29 protein-coding genes and 1 pseudogene are annotated in these 24,591 nt (G+C 45.1%); 26 read left to right on the top strand and 4 right to left on the bottom strand.

Annotated features, from left to right (window positions below):
• The first annotated feature begins 77 nt into the window (after nt 1-77).
• The 8 genes from HPL003_RS14850 to HPL003_RS14885 all read left to right on the top strand — a co-directional run bounded on the left by HPL003_RS14850 (nt 78) and on the right by HPL003_RS14885 (nt 6,551).
• Complete coding sequence (locus HPL003_RS14850) at nt 78-1,040, top strand: hypothetical protein (RefSeq protein WP_014280498.1); 963 nt, start codon at nt 78-80, stop codon at nt 1,038-1,040.
• 81 nt (nt 1,041-1,121) lie between these two features.
• Nucleotides 1,122-1,475 carry a FlxA-like family protein gene (locus HPL003_RS14855; RefSeq protein WP_014280499.1) on the top strand — a complete coding sequence of 118 codons (354 nt, stop codon included), beginning with the start codon at nt 1,122-1,124 and terminating at the stop codon, nt 1,473-1,475.
• A 278-nt stretch (nt 1,476-1,753) separates the two neighbouring features.
• A complete protein-coding gene (locus tag HPL003_RS14860) occupies nt 1,754-3,232 on the top strand; it encodes a hypothetical protein (RefSeq protein ID WP_014280500.1) in 1,479 nt (492 codons plus the stop codon).
• A 241-nt stretch (nt 3,233-3,473) separates the two neighbouring features.
• A complete protein-coding gene (locus HPL003_RS14865) occupies nt 3,474-3,902 on the top strand; it encodes a GNAT family N-acetyltransferase (RefSeq protein WP_014280501.1) in 429 nt (142 codons plus the stop codon).
• A gap of 102 nt (nt 3,903-4,004) precedes the next feature.
• Entirely contained in the window at nt 4,005-4,496 is a 492-nt protein-coding gene (locus tag HPL003_RS14870) for an 8-oxo-dGTP diphosphatase (protein WP_043922404.1), read from the top strand.
• Nucleotides 4,497-4,498: 2 nt separating this feature from the next.
• Nucleotides 4,499-5,539 (top strand): phosphotransferase family protein, encoded by a 1,041-nt coding sequence (locus HPL003_RS14875; RefSeq protein ID WP_014280503.1) that lies wholly within the window; start codon nt 4,499-4,501, stop codon nt 5,537-5,539.
• Between the two features lie 5 nt (nt 5,540-5,544).
• Nucleotides 5,545-6,066 (top strand): GNAT family N-acetyltransferase, encoded by a 522-nt coding sequence (locus HPL003_RS14880; RefSeq protein WP_014280504.1) that lies wholly within the window; start codon nt 5,545-5,547, stop codon nt 6,064-6,066.
• A 35-nt stretch (nt 6,067-6,101) separates the two neighbouring features.
• The gene (locus HPL003_RS14885) at nt 6,102-6,551 is read left to right on the top strand and encodes a hypothetical protein (protein ID WP_014280505.1); all 450 of its coding nucleotides are present in this window, start codon (nt 6,102-6,104) and stop codon (nt 6,549-6,551) included.
• 511 nt (nt 6,552-7,062) lie between these two features.
• On the opposite strand, the gene HPL003_RS14895 is transcribed toward HPL003_RS14885, so the two are convergent.
• Nucleotides 7,063-7,674 carry a TetR/AcrR family transcriptional regulator gene (locus HPL003_RS14895; protein ID WP_014280507.1) on the bottom strand — a complete coding sequence of 204 codons (612 nt, stop codon included), beginning with the start codon at nt 7,672-7,674 and terminating at the stop codon, nt 7,063-7,065.
• Nucleotides 7,675-7,853: 179 nt separating this feature from the next.
• Between HPL003_RS14895 and HPL003_RS14900 the strand changes: the two genes are divergently transcribed.
• The 6 genes and pseudogenes from HPL003_RS14900 (at nt 7,854) to HPL003_RS14925 (ending at nt 13,234) form a co-directional block, all read left to right on the top strand.
• Nucleotides 7,854-8,831, top strand: a complete 978-nt coding sequence (locus HPL003_RS14900; protein ID WP_014280508.1) for an amidohydrolase family protein — start codon at nt 7,854-7,856, stop codon at nt 8,829-8,831.
• Between the two features lie 422 nt (nt 8,832-9,253).
• The gene (locus HPL003_RS14905) at nt 9,254-10,288 is read left to right on the top strand and encodes an NAD(P)/FAD-dependent oxidoreductase (RefSeq protein WP_014280509.1); all 1,035 of its coding nucleotides are present in this window, start codon (nt 9,254-9,256) and stop codon (nt 10,286-10,288) included.
• Between the two features lie 203 nt (nt 10,289-10,491).
• Nucleotides 10,492-11,157, top strand: a complete 666-nt coding sequence (locus HPL003_RS14910) for an HD domain-containing protein (protein WP_014280510.1) — start codon at nt 10,492-10,494, stop codon at nt 11,155-11,157.
• Nucleotides 11,158-11,325: 168 nt separating this feature from the next.
• Nucleotides 11,326-12,387, top strand: a complete 1,062-nt coding sequence (locus tag HPL003_RS14915) for an SPFH domain-containing protein (protein ID WP_014280511.1) — start codon at nt 11,326-11,328, stop codon at nt 12,385-12,387.
• An 87-nt stretch (nt 12,388-12,474) separates the two neighbouring features.
• Nucleotides 12,475-12,978 (top strand): annotated as a pseudogene (locus tag HPL003_RS14920) (sugar kinase); the annotation flags it as partial.
• 76 nt (nt 12,979-13,054) lie between these two features.
• Nucleotides 13,055-13,234: a hypothetical protein gene (locus HPL003_RS14925; protein WP_014280513.1), complete on the top strand. Its 180-nt coding sequence runs from the start codon at nt 13,055-13,057 to the stop codon at nt 13,232-13,234.
• 103 nt (nt 13,235-13,337) lie between these two features.
• Here HPL003_RS14925 and HPL003_RS14930 read toward each other — a convergent pair whose 3' ends face one another.
• Nucleotides 13,338-14,489, bottom strand: a complete 1,152-nt coding sequence (locus HPL003_RS14930) for a LuxR C-terminal-related transcriptional regulator (protein WP_014280514.1) — start codon at nt 14,487-14,489, stop codon at nt 13,338-13,340.
• Between the two features lie 310 nt (nt 14,490-14,799).
• Between HPL003_RS14930 and HPL003_RS14935 the strand changes: the two genes are divergently transcribed.
• The 12 genes from HPL003_RS14935 to HPL003_RS14990 all read left to right on the top strand — a co-directional run bounded on the left by HPL003_RS14935 (nt 14,800) and on the right by HPL003_RS14990 (nt 23,210).
• A complete protein-coding gene (locus HPL003_RS14935; RefSeq protein ID WP_043922729.1) occupies nt 14,800-15,597 on the top strand; it encodes a class I SAM-dependent methyltransferase in 798 nt (265 codons plus the stop codon).
• The gene (locus HPL003_RS14940) at nt 15,584-16,669 is read left to right on the top strand and encodes a saccharopine dehydrogenase family protein (RefSeq protein ID WP_014280516.1); all 1,086 of its coding nucleotides are present in this window, start codon (nt 15,584-15,586) and stop codon (nt 16,667-16,669) included. Before HPL003_RS14935 ends, HPL003_RS14940 begins: the two co-directional genes overlap by 14 nt.
• Nucleotides 16,670-16,907: 238 nt before the next feature.
• Nucleotides 16,908-17,087, top strand: a complete 180-nt coding sequence (locus HPL003_RS14945) for a hypothetical protein (RefSeq protein WP_043922730.1) — start codon at nt 16,908-16,910, stop codon at nt 17,085-17,087.
• A 24-nt stretch (nt 17,088-17,111) separates the two neighbouring features.
• Entirely contained in the window at nt 17,112-17,825 is a 714-nt protein-coding gene (locus tag HPL003_RS14950; RefSeq protein ID WP_014280518.1) for an HAD family hydrolase, read from the top strand.
• On the top strand, nt 17,822-18,415 hold the full coding sequence (locus HPL003_RS14955) for a GNAT family N-acetyltransferase (RefSeq protein ID WP_014280519.1): 594 nt from the start codon (nt 17,822-17,824) through the stop codon (nt 18,413-18,415). The genes HPL003_RS14950 and HPL003_RS14955 overlap by 4 nt, the downstream gene beginning before the upstream one ends.
• A gap of 242 nt (nt 18,416-18,657) precedes the next feature.
• Nucleotides 18,658-19,146 carry a ribosomal maturation YjgA family protein gene (locus HPL003_RS14960; RefSeq protein WP_014280521.1) on the top strand — a complete coding sequence of 163 codons (489 nt, stop codon included), beginning with the start codon at nt 18,658-18,660 and terminating at the stop codon, nt 19,144-19,146.
• Between the two features lie 60 nt (nt 19,147-19,206).
• On the top strand, nt 19,207-20,412 hold the full coding sequence (locus tag HPL003_RS14965; protein ID WP_014280522.1) for a rhamnogalacturonan acetylesterase: 1,206 nt from the start codon (nt 19,207-19,209) through the stop codon (nt 20,410-20,412).
• Nucleotides 20,413-20,630: 218 nt separating this feature from the next.
• Nucleotides 20,631-20,948 carry a hypothetical protein gene (locus HPL003_RS29795; protein WP_043922405.1) on the top strand — a complete coding sequence of 106 codons (318 nt, stop codon included), beginning with the start codon at nt 20,631-20,633 and terminating at the stop codon, nt 20,946-20,948.
• 21 nt (nt 20,949-20,969) lie between these two features.
• Complete coding sequence (locus tag HPL003_RS29800; RefSeq protein WP_238533379.1) at nt 20,970-21,575, top strand: class I SAM-dependent methyltransferase; 606 nt, start codon at nt 20,970-20,972, stop codon at nt 21,573-21,575.
• Nucleotides 21,576-21,621: 46 nt separating this feature from the next.
• Nucleotides 21,622-22,050, top strand: a complete 429-nt coding sequence (locus tag HPL003_RS14980) for an HD domain-containing protein (RefSeq protein ID WP_014280523.1) — start codon at nt 21,622-21,624, stop codon at nt 22,048-22,050.
• Nucleotides 22,051-22,419: 369 nt separating this feature from the next.
• Nucleotides 22,420-22,977, top strand: coding sequence for a hypothetical protein (locus HPL003_RS14985; RefSeq protein ID WP_014280524.1), 558 nt, complete (start codon nt 22,420-22,422; stop codon nt 22,975-22,977).
• A complete protein-coding gene (locus tag HPL003_RS14990; RefSeq protein WP_085979682.1) occupies nt 22,914-23,210 on the top strand; it encodes a GNAT family N-acetyltransferase in 297 nt (98 codons plus the stop codon). Before HPL003_RS14985 ends, HPL003_RS14990 begins: the two co-directional genes overlap by 64 nt.
• A 2-nt stretch (nt 23,211-23,212) precedes the next feature.
• Here the strand turns inward: HPL003_RS14990 and HPL003_RS14995 are convergent, their stop codons facing one another.
• Both HPL003_RS14995 and HPL003_RS15000 read right to left on the bottom strand, forming a co-directional pair.
• Nucleotides 23,213-23,554: a GIY-YIG nuclease family protein gene (locus HPL003_RS14995; RefSeq protein ID WP_014280526.1), complete on the bottom strand. Its 342-nt coding sequence runs from the start codon at nt 23,552-23,554 to the stop codon at nt 23,213-23,215.
• A 33-nt stretch (nt 23,555-23,587) separates the two neighbouring features.
• Entirely contained in the window at nt 23,588-24,346 is a 759-nt protein-coding gene (locus HPL003_RS15000; protein ID WP_014280527.1) for a DUF2087 domain-containing protein, read from the bottom strand.
• Nucleotides 24,347-24,591 lie beyond the last annotated feature (245 nt).

Here is a 24,591-nt window from a genome sequence, read left to right on the forward strand (position 1 = left end):
AAAAGAGGGGATTTAGAACTATTTGAGCGTAGTAGTATCATGAATACTTTGGATATTACAACAAGGAAGTAGGTCGAATGGCTACACCCCAAATCAATTATTCAGTTATCATTCAGCGTATTCTCAGGTTGCATTCAGTTTTGCTACCGATGAAAGAGGGGTGGGCAACTAAAAACATGATGTACACTGAAAGGGGATCTACTTTGTCACTATCCATTAACAGGCATCTAATCACGACTTCCTATGATACCTCGAATACGGTGAAGTCCAACGAGACTGGATTAAATAACACAGGAAACATCACACACAAGAAATCGAATGATTCACTCGAATTGAGCACGGAATTTATGGAATATGCGGGTGGAATGCAAACCTCGCTTCCTACGGAAAACTACAGTCATGATTACAAATACGACCAGGATAAGCTTACGTTGACTACGGATCAACAGAAAACGTTATTATCCGAGCTGCAAAGCTACCTGACCTCTTCCAGCGCCTTATCTGAAACAGATGAACCTACTAGCAGCAACACCAAGAACCCGCTGGCTTCGGTTACCGAGTTATTATCCAATTTGGATCTTTCGACGGTAACGGATGAGGAAGTATCGGATCTATTCGATAAAGTAGCAGAAACGATCCAGAATAATCGCCCTGCACCGCCGCCCAAAGATGACTCATTCCAGTCGGAGGTCGATAACAGCGGTCTACCTCCTATGATGCAAGCGATGGGTGGAATTATGCCTCCGTTCGCATGGAATATCCAAGAGACCTCCAACCAAGAGGACAACAGCACTACATCTGACAAGGAACTTACCGTAGATGAAAAAAGATCTCTCCTGAGTGACTTGCAAAGTATTCTGAGCTCCAGTCTGGTGTCCGGCTCGACGTCTTCAGAGGAGGATCAAGCAACGGATCTGTTGTCTGCATTAAAAAACGCATGGGGCAATACGGACAAATCGAATGCGACAGATGAGGAAATATCGGCTTTATTTGATAAAATCGCTAAGGTTTTTGAACAATCTGTTTCGTCGTCTTCATAGTCATACCTTGCAATACCATTACTTAGGAGCATAGTTAGCCCACAACTGTAAACCTATACTGTTATAAAGGCGGAATCTTTTATGAACATTTCATCAACATCCAGCAGTTCTATATCTATTGCAAGCACCTCATCTTCAACCAGCACCAACGATACAGGCAGTCTTGAAAAGAGAAAAGCCCAACTTGAAGCGGAATACAATAAGGTAGAACAAAGCAAGGATAATAAGGATACAAAAGAAACCAAAATGAAGCAGATTCAGCAGCAAATTAAACAAATTGAAGCGCAAATTGCTCAGCAAAGTTCTCAATCCAGCAGCACGTCAACTCCAAAAATGGAAAAGCCAGCTGAAAGCAGCACGGAAACACCTCGTGCCAACACTGCTAACAGCAGCGACATTACGGGCGTTGGGAAGTCATTGGATATTTCAATTTAATCAAACCTTCTCTTCTCATTTTACGGCAGACAATAGACAATAGACAACAAAAGACAGCAGTTAGCAGGCTCTCCGCCTCACCGGAGGGCCTGTTTTTTTAGCATTCAGCAAACCTTCAGTGAGCACTCATTTTATTTTCAATCTAGTGTTCTAAGATGAGTTTGTAGCCGATAAGGACAAGCCATTCACTCCTTAAAAGCTTCCTGACACCTTGTAGAACCATCAAGTCCAAGCATACAGTTCCACCCAATTAAACTCTATGAAAAGGGATGATTGTAATGAAAAAGAAATTGAATGTTATGGCTACAGCTGTACTGCTGGCTTCCATTACTGCATCATACGCTTATGCCAGCTCATCAACAGACGATGCGACCGAAGTTTCTACTTCGACGTCTGTAGCTGCCACTCAAGTGGACTCCTCTACAACAACTTCTACAGAAACTTCTACAGACAGTAGCACCACAGATACCAGTGCAACCGTAGAAGCCCCCCCTGAAGGAACGCCTCCGGATGGCGAGCCACCAAGCGGGAAACCGGGTGAAGGCTCAGACAGCTATACAGATAACGGAACAGCAAAATACACACAAAGCGGTAAAAGTGTAACCCTGTCCAAGCAGACGATTGTTGCGGATCAGGCAGATCAGTCGATTGTCAAAGTAACTGACAGTGGAAAATTAACACTTTCCAAGTCCGCTCTGACTAAAAAAGGCACTACCTCATCGGACGATTACAGTAACTTTTACGGCCTGAACGCCGGGGTTTTAGCTGCTTCTGCCAGCACCATCCAGTTGTCGGATTCCACTATTAAAACGGATGCCAACGGAGCCAATGCGGTGTTTGCAACAGGAGAAGGCTCTACCATTAATGTAAAAGATGTTACCATTCAAACCAGCGCCGACTCCTCGCGTGGACTGGATGCTACCTTGAAGGGAACGGTTAATGCAACGAATGTCAAAATCCAAACGGCTGGTGAGCATTCCGCCGCTATTGCGACAGACCGGGGTAACGGTACGATTCATGTGACCAAAGCAACGGGCAAAACAACAGGAAAAGGTTCCCCAGGCATCTATTCGACAGGTACGATTACTGTATCCAATTCGGATTTGAAAGCAACCGGATCGGAAGCGGCTGTCATTGAGGGTAGAAACAGCATTACGGTCAATAACACCAGCTTGTCTGGAGATGTAGATCGCGGCGTCATGCTGTATCAAAGCTTCTCGGGCGATGCCGAGGTCGGAACCAGTGTCTTTACGATGAATGGTGGTACATTGACGGCTAAGGCGGGTCCTATCTTCTACTCTACCAATACAGAAGCTGTGGTTAACCTGAAAGGGGCCAAATTAAAAGGAAATACAGAAGTATTGCTGAACGCTGCTGCTGACAAGTGGGGAACCACAGGTTCAAACGGGGCGAATGTGACACTGAACGCAGACAACCAAACACTGCCGGGCAGCATTACTGCGGATAAATCTAGTTCCATTACGGTTAATCTGAAAAACAAGACAACCCTGAAAGGCGCTATGAATTCGGAAAACACAGCTAAATCGGTTGCGTTAAATCTGGATAAAACAAGCAAATGGGTCGTTACAGGGGATTCCTATCTAACCTCTTTGACAGACAGCGATACTAAACTCTCGAACATCGTGGACAACGGACACACCATCTATTATGATGCAAGTGCGAGTGCAAATAGCTGGTTGAACGGGGAGACGATTTCGTTGTCCGGGGGCGGAAAACTGACTCCAGTCAGCAATTAATGAGCAGCTAGATGATAGAGATCCGTCATTAAATCTATCCTAGTAAAGCAGTTGCAGGTCTAACAACCCGGCAGCTGCTTTTTACGTCTACTTCAGTATTTTGCATACATACCTCCAAAGATCGACCCTGAATCCAGACTTTCAAACATGAAGTAAGTGACTAGGCATGCAAAAAAATATACAATATATAACAGTAAAACCCTGTTTTAATGACACATTGGAAAATTGGAGGATTTATGTCATGACGCTGAGAACTCAAATGAGTCGGAGCAGTAGAGATGAAGCGCGTTTGGTCAGAAACAAATTGATTGAATTTAATGCGAAACATGTACCTGCAGATATTCGAACCCAGTATGAAGAGATTAATCTTATTCTCAAAAATGAAGACGGCCAGGTCATTGGCGGCCTCCTAAGTGTACTGTGCTGGAATTGGGTAGAGGTTGATATTTTGTGGGTAGATCAGCGCTATAGAGGAGCGGGCTATGGCTCGCAGCTGCTTGGTGAAATCGAACAAATCGCTAAAGATAAAGGCTGTACATTTATTCAGCTCAACACGTTTACTTTTCAAGCACCCGAATTTTATGAAAAGCATGGATACGAAGTGGTCGGTGTCATTGATGACGCTCCCCGAGGCTTTAAACACTATTATTACAAGAAAAGTATCTACTGAGGCGTTGCCTTTGAAATCATAGGATTACAGTTGTTTGACGAGGGACTGTGACAGCTCGTGGCGATTGCGCTAAAGTAAGAAGAAGAATGAATAAAGAAGGGTTTGATCGGATTGACCACGGAAGTGACACACAAATTATATACCATGTGTATGGTTCAGGACGGAACCAAGGTATTGCTCATTAATAGACCGGATAAAAAGGGTTTTCCGGGCTACATTGCCCCAGGAGGGAAAGTAGAGTTTCCAGAGAGTATTGTGGACGGGGCTATTCGTGAAGTGAAGGAGGAAACGGGATTAACGGTCAGGGAAATTGTATTTAAAGGAATTGACGAATATTGTGACCCGAGCCAAGGGCTGAGATACATGGTCTTTAACTACTTGGCTACAGCAACGGAAGGTGAACTATTGAATAATCCCCCCGAGGGAGAACTGCTATGGGTGGATATGAAGGAGGCGCTCAATCTGCCGATGCAGGATTGGTTCAAGCGGAGATTTCCCTTGTTTTTCGAGCCGGGAACGTTCGAGGTTAGCCTCGTGTGGTTGGCGGATACGGACGAAACTCTCGAAGCAACGATTAAAAATTATGGGGTATAGAGATGACGACGACTATTTATTTTTCATCTAATCGGCTAGGAGAGGTCACGAATGATCAATTGCAAAGGGTGCTGGATCGTTTTGATTTGGGGCGTCTACTGTCTTCCGAAAAAACGGCAGAAGGAGTGATGGGACAAACTCTCTATATTTCCTCAACGGCTGGACAGTTTGTGTTAAAGGGCAACCCGCTTTTTTCCGGACAATGGGTGGAAGAAAGATTTATGGTGGAGCAACTGCACACACGGACTTCAATTCCTGTGCCGGCACCGTATTTAGTGGATGACACCGAGGACATTTTCGGCTGGAGCTATGCTGTTATGCCGCGTTTATATGGTGAGCACATACATACACCCGAACTGCAGGCAAAGCTGACCTTACGGGATAAACAGCAAATGGCTGAAATGCTTGCTGCTTCCCTGTTGGAGCTTCATAGCTGGAAGGTTAAGATCAGCGGGGAGCTGGATACAACGACTCTGGCTATTCGCCCTTTTAAAATCTCTTACCGGACATGGTTGTATGCAAGAATTCGATATTGGCTGGAGGATGCCCAAAAATACTCGGACATTACTGCACAGGATCTGGAATGGGTAGAGGACATGTTGGAAGGCTCACGTCAAGCATTCGATCAACTGGAAGCGGCCACATTTGTAATGGGAGATTTTAAACCGCAAAATGTTCTGGTGCAGAACGGGGAAAACGGCTGGAGAATTAGTGGGCTTTTTGATTTTACGACCGCTTATTTTGGTGATGGAGTTGCAGACCTGCCAAAGATAGCCACCATGTATCTGGAAAACGGCGAGCAAGAGCTGGCACGACTGTTTCTTACCGTTTATTTCAAAGGTATGGAGGCCAATGAAGGATTTGCTGAACGATTCCGGGTGCACATGCTGCATCAGCAGGTTCTTAACTGGGGATGTGCCAAAGCGATGAAGCAAGTCACTTGGGATGACAAGCTCTCTTTTGCAGAATGGGCCCAAACATTCACGGACTTGACATATTTAAATCATAGCAGACCATTCAAACATATAAAGAGAAGGAAGTGAGTTGTATGCAAACCGTCAAATTGGTAAAGCCAGCTCGGGAATGGAGGGAAGCGTACCTTTCATTTTATGAAGAATGGAAAAAGAGCCAGGAGCCAATGATGCCTTGGGTAATTTCTATAGAGCCGTATGATTTTGAAGGAATGCTTACGTTTTTAAGCAATCAGGAAAATGGCATCGGCCTGTCTGGAGGCTGGGTCAAAAGCTCCACATACTGGCTTGTAAATGCAAGTGAACAGGTGGTTGGTGCGGTGAATATACGGCATGAGCTTAACGAACACCTATTCAATGCAGGAGGGCATATTGGTTACGGTATCCGTCCTTCGGCACGAGGGAACAGGTATGCTGTTCGCATGCTGGCTTTGGCGCTGGAGAAAGCAAAAGAGCTGGGGATTACCAAAGCCTTGGTCGTATGCGACTCCGAGAATATTGCCTCCAGAAAAACAATTATCCGCAACGGCGGAATGCCGGATAAGGATTACGTAAAGGAAGATGGAAAGCGTGTAAACCGCTTTTGGATCGAACTATAATATGAAAGTGAGAACGCGGATAACGCGAAAAATTTATGAGATTATGGCCTGAATATGCGCAAAACATCATTGTAGGTGTTATTTTTAATGGAAAATGGAACTGGTATGTGACGGAAAGAGAGTACTGGTTTTTAAATACGGAGATGGAAGAACGGTTTGGTATTTCTATTTTAGATGAAACAACGGCAGGAGTATTTTTGGGGCATATCTGTGAGTATAGAGTAGCTGCTGATGAACTAACCTCAGTGCTCATTACGCTGGAGGATGCCATTGAACATAAGGATGAAGTGTTGGAGCTATATCCTGCGCTGTATGTTGATTTTGATCAAAAAGTTCTCTATTCGCTGTTTCCAGAGCCAGCTTCGTTTGAACACTATGTGCCAACGGGATGGAAGGGGGAATATCACAACTTTTTGAACGAGGTGCCTCTTTCTAAACGATATTGGATGATCGATGGAAGTATTTTTTTTGAAAAATTCGCCTGAAAAGACGAAGCGCTATTGAAATTAGAAGATTTGGATAATACATGGGCCATTTTTATTTTGTCGGAGGGACTACCTGTAACCCTTGTTCTTGCATTGCTATAATTAAGGCTAATGGGAGGTTATCATCCATGGTAGGCCAAATTTTAAGGATCGAGTCTCTGACGTCATCATATCTTATGAGTGAATTTTCAAATAGAAATTCAGTTGAATAGCTTTCCGATTTTTTTAGAGAAGGGGGCAATAGCTGCGGGCTCCTGTAACTAAAAAAACAAACTTTCCACAGCCTCAACCGTACCGTCGGAAGTTACATTGTAAGTCCGAGATAAGTCCAAAACCGGCATGATAGGTGTAAATAAATGTAAACTATTGTGTTTAGAAAGATATAACTTACTGAACATCCTAAATTAGTGAGTGAGATTAATATCACTTTAGACGTTATATCGTACCAATTTTAATCGCCTATTTTGCATTATAAGTAATAAAAAAAGCTATCTAAAACAACAGATTACATTTAATTTTTTTCAATACCTAATTGTCCTAAGATGGTTACAGTTAAATAAGTTAATTGACTAGCCATATAGTTATGACTATATTTCATTCCACCTTCTAACCAGCTATAAATGACTCCTAAATGGGCAGAGGTAATATAGCTAATCAATATATCTTTAGAAATCAAGAGTCCATCTTTAGATTCATTTATATTCAATATAATTTTATCGTACACTTTCATTTTCACTATTTTTAACAAATGGTCTCTGAATTCGGGTAATCCACGGTTACTAAGCATTAAATAAAAGAAATCGGCTTCATCTCCAATAAACTCGAATAACTTTAAGAATGATTCCGCTGGATTGGACCATTCAATCATCAAAGAAGGATTAGCTTCATTTGGACGTACATAATCAATTAATTCATCTAAGATTTCTTCTGTACATTGAATGAGAAAATCATTTTTGTCTTTGTAATGCAAATAAAACGTACCTCTTGTTAAGTCTGCTTTTTGGGTAATATCTTTAATTGAAATCGAATTTATATCCTTCTCTTTTAATAATTGTACTAGTGCTGTTCTTAATAATTGATGTGTTCTTTTAATACGAGGGTCCAGATTTTTCCTTTTAGACATTTTATCACCTTTTGTATAAGAACTAAAATTTTTTAGACAATAAAAAAAGGATTGTCTCGTAAAAGACAGTTCCTAAATATATGTAAATTGCACTCAAAATAAACCGGAATATACTAATGAATGTACACGATGTCTATTAATATACATTAAGTTCATTATAAAAGAAAGGTGATTTTATTATGGAACAGAAACCATTTCGTATCGATGTTCATCATCACATTATCCCAGAAGTTTACCGTGCTGCATTAGAAACACACGGAGTTGATAAGTCAGGAGGAATGACAATAAAAAAATGGGTCCCAGAAGATAGTTTAGAACTAATGGACAGACTTGGAATCCAAGCGGCAATCGGATCAATCTCAGAACCTGCTTTAATTCCAATTACAAAAAAAGAAGATGCAAAAAAAAATGCAAGGCAAGTTAATGAATTTCAAGCAGAAATGATACAAAAATATCCTAATCGTTTCGGTGGATTTGCCGTTATCCCATTACCAGATGTCGATGCAGCATTAGAGGAAATAAGGTACGCTTTAGACGTGTTAAAGTTGGATGGTGTAGGTCTTTTAACAAATTACCAAGAAGATTTCCTTGGAGACCCTATTTTTGATCCTATATTTGACGAACTGAATAAGCGTCAAGCAGTCGTTCATATCCATCCGAGTTCGCCACCTGCATCATATAAACGTCCAAAATATATTGTTGCAGACTTTATGATTGAATTTACATTTAATACCACCCGTGCAACGACCAATTTAATTCTAGGTGGAACGATTGAACGTTGTCCTGATTTAAAAATCATACTCTCTCACGGTGGAGGAACCATTCCGTTTCTAAAAGAAAGGATATCTAGTTCTCAACTTGTTGTAGAAAAGATTATGGGAGATAAAATACCTAATCTGAAAAAAAATGCAGAAGAATATATGAAACAGTTTTATTACGATACAGCTCTAATTACAGCTCCTGCTTCACTTAATGCAATAAAAGCAACGACAGACGTTTCTCATATTTTGTATGGTAGCGATGCACATTACGCCCCAGAAGACATAGAACATTATATGAATGCTCAACTTGAACAATTTGAAGGTTTTTCAAAGGAACAATTAATGGATGTTACGAGAAATAATGCTTTGAAACTTTTTCCTCGTTTTAATATGTAAAATAGCTCGTGTACCGAAAAGCCAACTGACGTATTTTATAACAGTTAGCTTTTATCAGCTAATAATATTGCATTTATATGGGGATTTTTAATGTAATAAAAATTTCCATATGTCCTGTGTTATTAATCTCAAAAACGAACATTACTTATGGATATGCTTGAGTAAGTACCCGACAGCAAGAATTAGCTCGACAACTTGATTTATTGAAGGGCCTTCGAGCCCTTTTTACATTTTTTTCTATCTATCGTTCCGTTTTTGGACTTATCTCGGACTTACCCCTAGTGCAGCAATCCCTGTACAGAAAATGAGGGAAAGCGGCAACTTCCGTAATCGTCGTGTTTTTATTTCTTAATTGATATTGATAATTATTATCACCTATAATAGAAGCAGACAGATTACGCTAAGATAGGGAGAGTTGCAGAGTGACAGAGTCCTTGGAATTATATGATGTAACGATTATCGGCGGTGGTCCTGCCGGAATGTATACCGCATTTTATAGTGGAATGAGAGATATGAAAACCAAGCTGATCGAAGCCAAGCATGAGCTGGGCGGACGGATGCGCATATACCCGGAGAAGATGATATGGGATGTTGGGGGAGTTACCCCGATTTTATGTAAAAAGCTGATCGAACAGCTGGAGCAGCAGGCGCGAACATTCGAGCCTACGATTGTACTGGGGCAGCAGATTACAGACTTGGATCGCCAAGACGATGGAACCTTCCTGCTGACTTCTGCAACAGGGGAGCAGCATTGGACCCGTACCGTTATACTGGCAATAGGCTATGGCATTCTCAAAATGGCCAAGCTGGAGATTGAAGGGGCCGACCGTTATGAGGTTACGAACCTGCATTATACCGTGCAGGAACTGGAGCCGTTCCGGGACAAGCATGTTCTGATTTCCGGCGGAGGCGATTCGGCGGTGGATTGGGCGAATGAGCTGGAATCTATTGCGGCGAGTGTGACTGTCGTACATCGGCGGGATCATTTTGGCGGACATGAGAAAAATGTAGCTCGTATGAAAGCGTCTTCGGTCCAAGTCCTCACACCTTATGCGGTGAGTCAGCTACATAGCAGCAACGGAGAAACGATTGAGCAGGTGACGATCAGTCATGTAGAGACGGGTGAAACCCAGATACTGAATGTCGATGCAGTTATTGTGAATCATGGCCTGAAATCCGATTTCGGTCCAATTCGGGACTGGGGACTGGACATGGGAGAGTGGCATGCCCGGGTGAGTGAAAAGCTGGAAACGAATGTACCGGGGATTTTCGCCGCAGGTGATTTTGTCGAGTACGGAAGCAAGCTGTATCTGATTGCAGGTACGTTCACGGATGCTGCCCTTGCACTGAACAGCGCCAAGCTGTACATTGATCCCTCAGCAGACAAAGCGGCTTATGTATCCTCCCATAACAGCCGTTTCAAGGAAAAGAACCGTGAGCTGGGTGTCTTGGAGTAGCCAACGGGAACAGGCTGAATATGAATAAAATAAGCAGGGCATAAAGGAGCTTCCAGGACCATTAGATGTGGTTCTGGAAGTTTTATATACATTTTTTGAGTTCAGCCTATATAGTAGATGTGGAGCTGCTGATGAGGATATGTATGCTTTGAAACATTATATTAGCCTGCCATGGAATGTATGGCGGGATTGGAGAGTGACCTATGGAAAAACGAACAGAGCAGCAGGCAGCTGTTATGGAAGTTATTATTCAAAAGGCAGAGCAATTTGTACAGCAGCAGCTGGAGCATGACCACAGTGGTCACGATTGGTGGCATATTGACCGGGTGAGAAAGCTGTCTCTTAAGATTGCTGCCCAAGAGGGCGCAGATTCGTTTATTTGTGAACTGGCTGCCCTGCTGCATGATGTGGCGGACGAAAAATTAAATGATTCCAAACAAGCAGGGCTGGATAAAGTGGAGCAGTGGCTGCGTCTGCATGTAAGTGATTCTGGAGTTATCACGCACGTGATGACTATAATTGCGACGATGTCGTACAATGGTGGCCAAAATCCGCCTATGGAAACGCTGGAGGGTCAGGTTGTACAGGATGCAGACCGATTGGATGCACTTGGAGCGATCGGTATTGCAAGAACCTTTATGTATGCAGGCTCAAAAGGCACTATGATGCATCACCCGGATAAAGATTTTTCACAGCACGATTATCGTGCCACAGGCAAAAGTGCCATATACCATTTTTACGAAAAGCTGTTGAAGCTCAAGGATTTAATGAATACAGCTTACGCTAAAGAAATGGCGGCTGTCCGGCATCAATGGATGGAGATGTATTTGGAGCAGTTTTATAGAGAATGGAATGCGGATGATCAATAAGTTGTTTCAATAAGGCTGTTTCCTCTAACCGAGTGTATCGGAGGGGGAACGGCTTTTTTTTATATAAATGTCGTATTGATATTAGCGGGGATATGTGCTATTTTATTGTTAATAACAAATTGATAATAACAAAATAATAAAAACTATAAGGAAGGCGAGGAATCTGCCATGTTCGGATTTAATTTTGTGAAATTTCAGCCTAGCGAATATGTGATGAAGGTGAAGAACGGCAAGGTGGTCCGTGAGGGTGTCGGATTATCCTTTTATTATTATGCTCCAACGACCTCGGCCGTCGTCGTGCCTGTCTCTTCCATTGATGTACCGTTCATGTTTGAGGACATGACGAATGATTTTCAGGCGGTAACGGTGCAGGGACAGCTGACTTATCGAATTGTGGATTATCGGAGAATGACGCAGATTTTGAATTATACGTATGACTTGAAGGCAAATCGCTACATTTCGGATGACCCAGGCAAGCTGGCCCAACGGGTGATTAACATTGCAAAGGTGCTGACCAAAAAATATCTGGAGCGTGTTCCGCTCAAAGAGGCTGTTCAATCCAGTGAACGTTTGGCCCAAAGCATGGCGAAGGATATCGCTCAACACGCGGAAATCGAAAAGCTCGGTATTGAGGTGATGGGACTGTCGATTTTGGCAATTTTACCGAATAAAGAAACGATGAGAGCGCTGGAGGCGCAGGCGAGGGAGGAAATTCTTCGCAATGCGGATCACGCCCTGTATGAGCGGCGGAATGCTTCCATTGAGCAGGAGCGGCGTGTGAAGGAGAATGAGCTGAACACCGAAATTGCAGTGGAGACGAAAAAGAAGCAAATCCGCGAAACCCAGCTCGATGCCGAACGTTCAGTGAAGCAGAAGCAAAGCGAGATGAAGGAGGAGCAACTGCGTTTTGATACGGCTTTGGAGGAGAAAAAACGTGAGCTGATTGAGCTGACCGTAACGAATAAAAAGGCGGAAGCCGATGCCAAGGCCTATGAGCTGACGGCAGTCATGAAATCGTTGCAGGATGTTGAGCCGAACGTGCTTCAGGCGATGGCGAACATGGATATGAGTCCGGATAAGCTGATTGCGATTGCATTCCAGGAGCTTGCAGAGAATGCAGGGAAAATCGGTCAGCTAAACATTACACCAGACTTGTTGCAAGGACTGATGTCCGGTACGGTAACAGGCGGATCGGAAGGAACGAGGGGATCAGGAGGAAGAGCACGATGAGCAGCCGGATGACAGAGCACAAGATCATTTTGGTGAAGCGAAAAACACGTCTGGAGGAGCTGATTGTCCGGTATAACACGGTGCAGCAAGCTCGAGGATCAGGTAGAGCAGCAATCCTCCAGCGGCATTATCGTTTCGACGGGGCTGGGCGCGACAGGCTGGTTGACCAGCGTACTTGCCGGGGCGGCAGGGATTGTCAGCAGCGCCACGCAGCGTCCGGTTTCGCTGACTCCAGATCAACTGGTGCCGGGCGCAGCCTTCCGTCAAGAAGGAGCAGCAGAAGGATGGAAACGAGGCCGGATAAGCAATGGCAGCGATCATGGTGTCGATGACTATAGTCAAGACAACCGCGCAACATGGAGTTCGCCATCGCTATATTTTACGGTGAGAGAACCATTTCCCAGTCGGACGACTGCTACGGATCTTGTATTTGGCCAGGTGGAAGCCGAAAAACCGCTGCGGATTGCTTCGCAGATGCCGGAACATGGAGTCATTTTCAGCGATGGAGTAGAAAGCGACTTTCTGGAGTTTAATGCCGGGATTGAGGCGATCATTGGTCCGGCGGAGAAAAAAGGGCATCTGATCGTGTAGAGGTTTGCACAGGACGGCAATGGGGAATGTTGAGTAAGGTACATCAATCAGATGAAGTCAAAAAGGAGGAATCAACATGAGCGACCACACTCAAGACGAAGCGAAAATCCGCAACAAGAAGAACGAGGACGGAGATTCCTTGATGGAGAAAAACAAGCTGGAAAACGGTGTGGATATCGAACCAGAGGCTGACGAATGGATTGCGAAGCCTTCACCTGTGTCCTACGATGATACGAAAACCTCTTCGAAGCAATAAGGCTCTTGCGTTCAAATAGAGCAAACATGCCAAAGAGACAGATGATCCGATTAAGGATCATCTGTCTCTTTGGCATGTATTATTATGGAATAGCGGATTGAAATTAGTTGAATCTGGAATATACCTTCCATACCAGCTCGCGACGACTGCTTACACCTGTTTTCAAGAAAATCGCTTTTAGATGATCTTGCACCGTGTAGGCTGAAATATGAAGTGCGCTTGCCAATTCTCGGGTCGAAAAGCCTTGAACAATGAGCCGGACAATCTGTCTTTCACGCTCGGACCAAGCAAACATCTCGGCCATGAGCGGCAGCATTTCAGATGCTTTAGCAGGCTCAAACCATACGGCAAGCTGTTTTTCATCTTTACTTTGCCTGCTTTGAAGAAGGGTGGCCCTGAGTGTTACCCACGGGGTTCCTGCGTCTGCGGCGGGTATACATAGTTTGGCTGGTGAAGCAACCCTTCTGTCATTAGAGAGGGGCCTGCCAAGCTCTCCCCCGATTTGGCCACCTAGCGGAAGGGCTGTGGATAGTGCGCGAAAGCATACCGCCCGAACGGGCGCGGGAAGGCTATTTTCGTCGATGCCTTCCTGCTGCCGAAGCAACTTTAGCCACCGGTCTGCCGTTGGATTGGAGGAAATCGGCTCCAGCTTGCCGGAAAGCACCAGAACCCCTGGCTCCATATCATTTTCCATAGTTATACCGGAGTCTGGAGATAAGCCCACACTGGCCTGACGCAAATGGTAGGCTATGGACGGTGCTAAGGCTTCTAGAAGCTGCTGCTCTTCCTCACTAAATACCGGCTCCGTATGAAGGCGAAACAACGTGAGAAATCCCCAACAGCTTCCTTTGTACATTAACGGAACACGTAGCTCATCCCCGAATCCGGCAGGCTGCAAAACATCCCTGTAACGTGCGCTCCGAATCAGATGACCTCCCGTAGCTCCGTTTAGAGTCGCTATGGATTGCCCATCCCGCACCAACTGGTCGTATTTCATCACATCATTGCGCAGATATTCGTACTCTAACAGCTTGTAATGAATGCCATCCACGCCTGATTCGGTGAATGCCCCTGTGGAAAGCAGTGTATGAGGATCTATTGACGTACAACACGCCGCATCGAACGAAACCTGAGTACGTAAGCGGTCGATTAGCGTATGTTTGTACGCTTGGGATGAAGGGGCTTTTTCTCCCAGTGAAATGATTTGCTGTCGAGCATCTTTTAGCTGTGAAAATGGTGTATATTGTGCGCTCATACATTGCTCCCATCGTGAATTGCTGGAGTTTCGCAACATTGTATCTAATTAAATCCCACATCTATGGGATGGTGGATATACGTGTGGTCGCTATAATTGAGAATGATTCTTAATTAAGTCAACAATATACGAATGCTCGGGGAAGTTCAAGGCTAAATGTAAGGCCAGTCGCATCTTTTTCCAGCTGTTCGAATTCTGGAGGGAACTATATATGGAATATAGCAGCAGCAAGCCAAACGATCCTATGGACGCTCATCACACAGGCAACAGCCGTCATACAAGCGCTGAACATACGATTCCTAACCAGTCTATGAGCTGGAACGATCCGAATGTACGCAAGTACCCGGACACGATTGCTTTAAAAATACCGGGATATGCTCATCTGTATGAGATGACGGACCGCTTGATAACCGCACAGCTTGAGGCTCAGGCCCGCACGCAGACCGCAGATCCGAATGTACTGATCATCGGGGCTGGTGGCGGTCAGGAGCTGATTACATTCGGAGGACAACATGCGGCTTGGTCTTTTACGGCAGTTGATCCATCTGAACGCATGCTGGATTTGGCACGTCAGCGTGTGGCGCAAGCGGGCATAAGGTCAAAAATATCATTTGTCACAGGCACGTTGGAAGGGCTGCCCGGAGAACTACTCCAAGAGCTATTCCAAGAACAGCCTAAGGAGCAGTCTGGAAAACAGATCGAGGAATCACACGCGGAGCCGATTTATGATGCTGCCACCTGCCTGCTGGTGCTTCATTTTCTTCTCAGCATGGAGAGCAAACGGGCATTGCTACAACAGATATCTGCTCGTCTCAAACCGGGCGCGCCTTTTTGCTTGGCCTCCATCAATGGAAATCCACAGGAGGCTGCCTTTTCCATTCAAATGCAGGCGTGGAAAAGGCATATGCTGGATCAGGGCATTCCTCTGGAGGATTGGGAGCGATTCGCAGCCTCCATTGGCCGTGAGTCAGACCCGGTGTCCAATACAGCAATACAGGGAATGTTGGTAGATGCAGGCTTTACCCATATCACCCGGTATTTTGGCGCTTTTTTAGTGAATGCCTGGCTTGCAGTTAAAGGGGGAGAATCTACTCATGACAAAGGATAACATTATCATCATTGGCGGATATGGTCATGTCGGAAAAATTTTATGCACGGAGCTAAGTGAAATGTTTCCCGGCAAGGTGTTTGCCGCAGGGCGTAGCATGGAACGTGCCGCTGAATTTAGCAAGCAATCGGGTGGTAAGGTACTGCCTTTACAACTTAATATTTATGAGCCGATCGACCCGTCGATTTTAAAGCAGGCCAAGATCGTTATCATGTGTCTGGATCAGGAAAACACAGAGTTGGTACGTGCCTGCCTTCAGCATGGGGTGCATTATATGGATATTACCGCGAATGCAGCTTTCCTGAGTAAGGTGGAGCAGTGTCATCAGGAGGCACGAGCTTATCAGGCGACTGCCCTGCTAAGTGTGGGTTTGGCCCCGGGGCTGACGAATCTGTTAGCGTTGCAAGCGACGCAGCTTATGGATCAGACGGATGAGTTGAACATATCTCTAATGCTGGGCTTGGGAGACGAACACGGTCAGGCTGCCATTGAATGGACAGTGGACCAGATTCATACCGATTTGGAGGTTATGGAACAGGGGCGCCCGGTGATTCGAAAAAGCTTTGGCGACGGGCGAGTGGCAGACTTCGGCGCAGGAGTGGGGCGTTACCGCGCGTATCGTTTTCCTTTTTCCGATCAGCAGACACTGCCACGTACGCTCGGAATTCCTACGGTCAGCACACGTCTTTGCTTCGATTCGCGGTTGACCACCCGGCTTCTGGCAGGGATTCGGACAACAGGGATATCGGGTTTACTCCGACAGCAATCCGTGCGTAACGCAGTGGTTCGCAGCTTTGGCAAGCTGCGTCTGGGAGGGAACGCGGTAGCGGTCAAGGTAGATGCGCGAGGAACCCTCCATGGCAAGGAAACGAAAGTCGAATGCCAACTAAGGGGGCATCATCAATCCGATTTAACCGCCAAAGCAGGTGTCTTTGCAGCGCTGGCGCTATACCGTTCTGAGCTTCCTCATGGTGTATTTCATATGGAACAGTGTTTTTCGTGGAATCGTATGCGGGAATGGCTGGGGCAGCGGGTAGCCGTAGATATTCAGGTGAATGGACAGCAGGTATAGAAGTCATATTTTCTGACCCAAGCAAGAGGCACTTATGTAATCCAAGCTTATTCGGCAACGCATTGCGGATGGGTCTTGGATTTCTTTTCCTATTGGATTACACTAGTACGAAGTACATATTTTTGAAGAGACCTGAACAGCTCAGGTTGATTGGGATGAAATACCAGGATACAGATATCAATGGACAGCCAATGGAGGTGAGCTAACTGAAGTCAAAACGATGAAAGGGGAGAATGGCGTGAAGGTGGAACAGGATTTGGAAGAAATCAAAGATAGACTGACTCAGATCGAGGCGAAGCTGGAACGAAGGTCGACTTCCGGAAGAATACTGAAAACTATGCTTATTATTTTCTTGTCCGTTTTTTTCTTGCTTTTGGTGATCGGAGTCGTTCAATTTGTTTCCAACTCATCGGTATAAGAAAGCGGAAGAAGGGAGTAAGTTATGTCCATAGAAGCGATCATTTTTGATCTGGATAATACGCTGATTCATCGTAAACAGGCGTTTGCGGCATATACGGAGCGTTTTGTGGAACGCTTCATTGTGGCGGAGGACCCGGCGAGCAGGGTAGCAATAGTCGAGCACATACGCCTGGCGGATCAGGATGGATACCGTGACAAAAGGGAGCTGTATACGGAGCTGCATGCAGATTTGGAACTGAAAAATCCAGATACGACGGTACAGGAAATGCTGGGCTTTTGGTATGGTGAATTTCATAAGTTTGCGGTACTGATGGACGGGGCAAAGGAAGTGCTGTCCGAGCTGCGGTCGCGGGGCTTGAAGCTTGGTATCATCACCAATGGCTCACTCCGCATGCAACAAGCAAAGATCAACCGCGTTATGCTGAAGGACTATTTTGATTCCATTATCGTTTCGGGAGGTGTCCACATCGAGAAGCCTAATCCGCGAATATTCGAGTTGTCGTTAAATGAGTTGGGGATTACAGACCCAGGCCACGCCTGGTATGTAGGCGATCATCCGACGAATGATATTCGCGGTGCTCAAAGCGCAGGATTGCATACAATCTGGCTGGAGGGCTTTATGCCGTGGCAGGAAACGGGCATTGTACCGGATTACAGGATGGGCAGTTTGCGTGAAATCATCGGTTGGCTGGATCATGCCAGCTATTCGGGGAATATGGGGGAGGGAGTATCATGAGTAAGGAGAAGACGGATCAGACCAGCCCCATCTTATTATCATTCCCGGAGCAATTCCAGACAGAACGGTTGACGATTCGCGCTCCACAGTGGGGTGATGGGGCGATGGTCAATGAAGCAATGCGGGAGAGTGTGGATGAATTGCGTCCTTGGCTACCTTTTGCGAGAAATCTTCCTACGCCAGAGGAATCAGAAATCCGCTCACGCCAAGCCAGACTTAAATTTCTGGACCGGTCTGACATGATGTTGTACATATTTGATACGGCATCGGGAGATTTTGTAGCGAGCAGCGGCTTGCACCGTATCGACTGGGCTGCACGTAAATTTGAAATTGGGTACTGGCTTAGAACGTCTTGCACAGGGAAAGGCATTATAACAGAGGCAGTGCACGGTCTCACGGATTTTGCCATACAGCATTTGGAGGCGAATCGGCTGGAGATCCGCTGTGATTCCAGAAATACGCGCAGCGCCAAGGTAGCAGAACGGGCAGGTTTTACGCTAGAGGGTATTTTGCGGAATGTCGAGTATGATGAAGAAGGCACACTGGTCAGTCAAATGATTTTTGCCAAGGTGCGCGGCATTGAATTTTAGCATCAGAAGTGGGATGGGGATACAATATTATGAGCCAAAAACGCAAGCAAGCTACGTTTGTACGATATTTCGGAGGCTCTTTATGATTAATTGGATCATGAAAAATACAGACAAGCTAGTGTGCATACAATATGACATCAGCAGGAATATCAGCACTCTTGCAAGCGCTAACCTAAGGGGATACTCGACGAGATTCCAGCAGCTTGGCGAAGCTTTTCCAGCGTTAGGTCAGGTGATTTAGCATGGGAAGAACTCGTAAAAGCATCGACGTCGACAGGAAGACGAATCGGAACACAGGTGTGAAATCCCGCTGGAAGGCCCGAGCTGTGTATCTGGCTGCGGTGTTGGTCGCTATCCTGTTAGGCTTGGGAAGCCGGGCCTTTTCCTCCCAGTTGCCTGAATTCGTTGCCAATCATTTTGGGGATGCCTTGTGGGCGTGCATGATTTACTTTGGGCTGAGGATGTTGTGGGTGGATCGTCGGTTGTCTGTAGCGCTGTGGGGCAGTTTGCTGTTTTGTTTCGCCATTGAATTCAGTCAGATGTACCAGGCTCCCTGGATTAACAGTATTCGGGCGACAACATTGGGCGGGCTGGTGTTGGGAAAAGGGTTTCTGACCGCCGATCTGATTCGGTACACGGTTGGTATTGCGGTATCCTGGGCGCTGGACCAAGGTTATAGAAGGCTGGCAGGCATCACTACACGTATAGACGATGACGAGTCATTCAAATAATCTGAAAAGCGAGGGTTGCGCTTGAGACAAAAGGGAAAGCGTTATAGGTTGTTCGGTAAAATGATCGGATTATGCGCGGGGTTCAGCTTGTTGTTTGCGACCATACTTGTTCCGGGGCAGGCATTGGCCGATAAACAGCTCGCGGGGCCTCTTCGTTTTGACTTTGGCCCGGGTAGCGTAGCTACAGGCTACACTCAGGTCACCGCCAAGGATGCATACACACCTGAACGAGGCTATGGATTTACCGATCTTTCCAAGGTGAAAGAAGAGGATCGTGGTGGAAATGACGCTATTCGTTCGGATTTCGTTCGTGTTCAGGGATCATCCTTTGTCGTCAACTTGCCGCCTGCGGATTATACGCTTTCCCTGATCGCCGGGGACACAGACGGAAGCACAGATATTACGGTAAAGGCCGAGTCCATCGTCAAGGTGGAGCCTACCGCCAAAACAGCAGGACAATTTGTCGAGGCCACATTTGAGCTTGCACTCATTGACGGTCAGCTGGAATTGTATTTCTCGGGAAATGACCCGAAAATTAACGCGCTCGTTATTACGCCAAAAGAGACTCGAACGCAGAGTGAGCATCCTTCCGTATATCTTGCGGGGGATTCCACGGTCCAAACCTATAAATCCTCAATGAAACCTCAGGCTGGTTGGGGACAAATGATTGCGCCGTTCTTCACAGACGAGACGACTTTTGTGAACCGTTCTATTGGTGGACGCAGCACGAAGACTTTCCTTGTACAAGGAAGACTGGACGATATTTTACGGACCATCCGACCGGGTGATTATTTGCTCATCCAGTTTGGTCATAATGATGCGGCAATCAACAACCAAGAGCGTTATGTTTCCCCAGCTGATTACAAAGTCTATTTGAAAACCTACATTCAGGGAGCGACACAACGCGGAGCCACACCTGTGCTGATCACTCCTGTGGGTCGCAGGGATTATGACGCCGCAAGTGCTTCCTATCGAATCAGTTTTCCAGAATACGTGCAGGCCATGAAGGAAACCGCATCCGAGACAGGCGCTGCACTGGTCGATCTAAGCCAGTTAAGTGTGGCGTACTATAATACACTTGGTCTGGAAGGAACGCTTCCGTTATTCTTACATTTGGAGCCGGGAGTGTACCCTGCGTTCCCTGATGGGGTGCAGGACGATACGCATTTTCAGGAGTATGGTGCGGAGCAAATAGCCCGTCTGGTAACCCAGGGTATCCGCGAGCTGAATATCCCTTTATCCTCTTATGTACGGACGAATAATTAACAATAAAACGCTATTTCCATACGCATGGTATACTTAGAAAATAAGCTGGCCCTACCCAAAGATGGCTCTGTTCCGGCTTGGGTAGGGCTTTAACGTTCTGGGCAGAAGAAGGAGAGGACAGGCATGAGTAGAGGATATCATCAAGTTGTGCGAGCAGTTTGAGCATTCATTGGCAAAATAAAAGCTTCATTTATCTTGAGCCTTGGGAGGAAACGCTAATGACGGTTACCCAGCTTAACAGACTCATTGACGGTCAAATACTCTATAATCAGCATCGGAGTTTGTTTTATATGCATGAGGGGAACGCCCTGATGGGGCCTTCACCGGAAATGACGTATTGGCCGACACAGAGAAGTCCGGAACTGCTCCTTATGCTCCAAAGCTTGAAACGTCAGCATGAGTATACCGCTTTTGTTGCTGGCGTAGCGGCAAGAACGCTGCATCAGTTTGTGAGCGTCAATCAGTATATTCATTTTCACTCAGATCATCTTGGTGAGCTTACCCAATTGTATGATCGACTCTTCACCCGGATTTAAAAGCTGTTCCAAAACCAGGTTATGAATGAGAGAATACTAAATTTACTGTTACAACAGCATTACGGGCATTTAAGAGAGTTTCTAATTCGTACCAACGGACGGACGATGTTTGCCAAGTATGCAGAGAATGAATATACTTTTTGGATACCTTGTGAGGAATACACGCCTGAATTGCAAGCAAAGCTGCTTGGTCTGGACGTTGCTCGTTTGCAGGAGCCTGTTCTCGATGTGGGCTGCGGATCAGAGGCACGGCTGGTCGGCTATTTGCGTTCCCTTGGGATCGAGGCTTATGGGACAGATCGGTTGGCTGAAAAGGGAACAGGTGTTACTCAGGGAGATTGGTTGGAGACAACCTTCAAGGAAGGCGCATGGGGAACAATTATCTCTCATATGGCGTTCTCCAATCATTTTATACATCATCATCTGAAAGCTGACGGCAATATTCACGAATACGCCCGCAAATATATGGAATTGCTTAGGGCAATCCGGCCGGGAGGAAGCTTTATTTACAGTCCGTGTCTTCCTTTTATGGAAGAGCTTTTGGATATCCAAGCTGGTTATCGAGTAGAGCATATCCAGTCATCTAAAGGTTATGAAGCTACGAAAATAACACGATTACGTTCATAATGACTAAAGGTGTTCAAAGGTAAAAAGCAGAGCAAGGAGGCACACAATGAACATAGAAACAGCGATTGCGATTGCCGCACAGGCTCATCAAGGACAGACGGACAAGGGCGACCAGCCTTATATTTTCCATCCCCTTCAGGTCATGAACCGAGTAGAGCATATGGACGAAAAAATAGTAGCCGTGCTGCATGATGTACTGGAGGATACAGAGGTCACAGTGGATCAACTGAAAGAAGCGGGCTTTGGCAAACACATCATTGAAGCAGTGGAAGGACTCACTCGGAACGAGGGAGAGGAGTACAGCGATTTTATACGTCGAGCCAAAAACAATCCTTTGTCTAGAGCAGTGAAAATAGCGGATATTCAGGAAAATATGAATCTGGATCGCATCCCTCATCCCACGGAGAAGGATACAGCACGAATAGAAAAGTATAAGCAGGCGCTGCAAGAGCTTTTGGCGAAAACGCACCGATGAGTGACGATCATAATGCCATCCCCCTCTGCACTTCCCCAAAGCCAGTCCTCAACAAACGAATCTGTTTGAATACCATATTTTAAAAAATTTAGCAACTCAGGTATGCACGATTGAAGAATTACCAAGGTGGAAGGTGGGACTTTAGTTCTTTTATTTGTCAGAGTTCATCTTGGAATGGTAGTATAAGGATAGATATTACTCTATTTGGGATTCTATTAGCAATGATTAGCCTACGAATAACAGCAATTTTCAGAATAGATTAAACCATATTTTCCTAAATGCCGATATATCTGAATGAGGCGAAAACACACTGTTATTGTACCCGTCCATAAATAGGAAGTATATGATTGGGTTAGGAGAGTAGAAGAAGTGTCGGATCTGTATACGAAAAAAGAAGTAGAGGATTATGTAACGAACGTAGTTCTTGAACGGCCTTTAGGTGTAAGTATTGCAGCTATTTTACTGATTTTTAATGGAGCTCTTCTGCTGGTGACACAGCTGTTGACGCTTAATGCGTTGAATGAGGCTTCTACGTTGGTGGGAATTTGCAGGGGCATGTTTCAAGGGTTTATCGCTTTGCTCGGTTTGTCAGGGGCAACTGCCGGTGTTGGCATGTTATTTGGTAAGAAGTGGGCCTGGTGGCTGGCTGTATTTTATTTTACATATGAAACGATGCGTTATGCGTGTGCGATCCTGTTTATTCCGGATGTACCTCCAATGTTGGAGGGCGTACATCTAAGTCCTGCCCTGTACTACGTAAAGTATGGTATGCGTATTGTTTGGAATTTGCTGTTTACGGTGTTTATGTGTCGTAGTACAGTGACTGGATTTTTTCAAACAAGTGGAATAAACAAATGGAAGGCATGTATTTTATTATTTTTAATCAATGGGGTGATGGTCGGAATCGGCTGGTGGCTAGTGAATTAGTATCTTCATATATGAGGAAGGAGATAGATGTGATTCATTATGGATTTCATTTGCCGCAGGTTCACCGTATCGAAGCCTTCATTGATCCAGATAACGAAGGCTCCAGACGGTTACTGCTCAAAAGTGGTTTTACCCAAGAAGGACACTTGAGAGACTATTTTTATGAAAAAGGCCAGTTTGTGGATGCTGTTATTTTTGCTATCCTGCGAGAAGAATATCGTGCGGATTTGTAATTTTACAAATATCCTTTTTCTCCATAAGGCTGGAGCCGATCAAGCCAGGTCTGCTCCAACTTGGCCAGCGCATCTTTGACATCGAAGAATTTTGAGTCTTTTTTCTTCAAAAGTTCCAGCACCTCAAACTCAAACGCATCTTCACCATACTCATTCCATTCCTGTTGCAATTGCTTGTTCTGACAAGCCCCCATTTGTAACTCAAACCGACGACCGTTTAGTGATTTTAAATTAGGTGTGCTGGCAACAAAAATTTTCCCGTTGTGTGTATTGCGAATGCAGTAGATTCCTGCTTCCGTTTTTATCTCCATATACTGCTGCACCAGTTCTTTTCTTCGATTCATTTTGAGTCCTCCTTATGTTACAAATATCGTGCTTCAAGATTCCTTCAACCAATATTCACTGCCATCCGGCTTGCGATCCAGCAGACTATATTCAATCATATATCTTCGCACCGTGACATAATCGTCATACACTTCCTGTAAAATGGCATTGATATCCTTCTCATGATATATCCGTCCTACCTCAAAACGTCCCGCAATTTCACGCAGTACAATTAATTTATGCTTTTCCTGCATATTGAAGGTTTTTAGGCGATCGTGTGTACCATTTGGGAAATACTTTGCCAGTACCTTTTGTTTTTCGTCTTCGGTAATGTTGTAGCGTTCATCCACCATCCGTGCTCTTACTGGCACCTCGACAATAGCGGGAGCGTGGCGGTCTTTCTCCTTTAACAGCTCCATCAATGTGAGAAATACCTTGGCTTGACGTTCCTTTTCTTTGAGGCCAAAGCGATGATTGCGTATGGTGGATGCGCTGCCGATTCCGGTCTCCTTTTGAATATCTGCATCACCCATGCCTTGATAAAATAACTGGAGCAATCGGTTCTGATGATCCGTCAGCCCGGTCAGCTTTTTGTCCAGGCCGATCAAATAGTCAAAGACTGAACCGTACGTCTGCTCAATGTGAAGGCGCATATACCGTTCCGCGTCGTAAAATACCTCTTGATCCTGATATATGATTCCTTGCTCATAGCGCTGTCCGTCCAGCAGACAAACCACCTGCTCCCCTTGACGGATATATCCACGCTTCAGTTCCTCGATTCCAGCATTCCAGAATAGCTCGGAGTGATCCATTTTACCAAACACCTCGATTAAATGATGATTATTTTATAGACAATATAACATTTTGTTTATTTAAAATCAATGAATAATATATATTAAATAATGATACTTATAAACGGGATATATATTATGTTCAAAAAAGGGATTTATTGTTTTAAGTATAATTAATGGTAACTGAAAAATATTTTTTCTTATTTTCTTTATTTCGACAATATTCGCTATATACAAGGTAAATACGACATTGTTATCATATGAAA

The organism is Paenibacillus terrae HPL-003 (assembly GCF_000235585.1).
GTDB lineage: Bacteria > Bacillota > Bacilli > Paenibacillales > Paenibacillaceae > Paenibacillus > Paenibacillus terrae_B.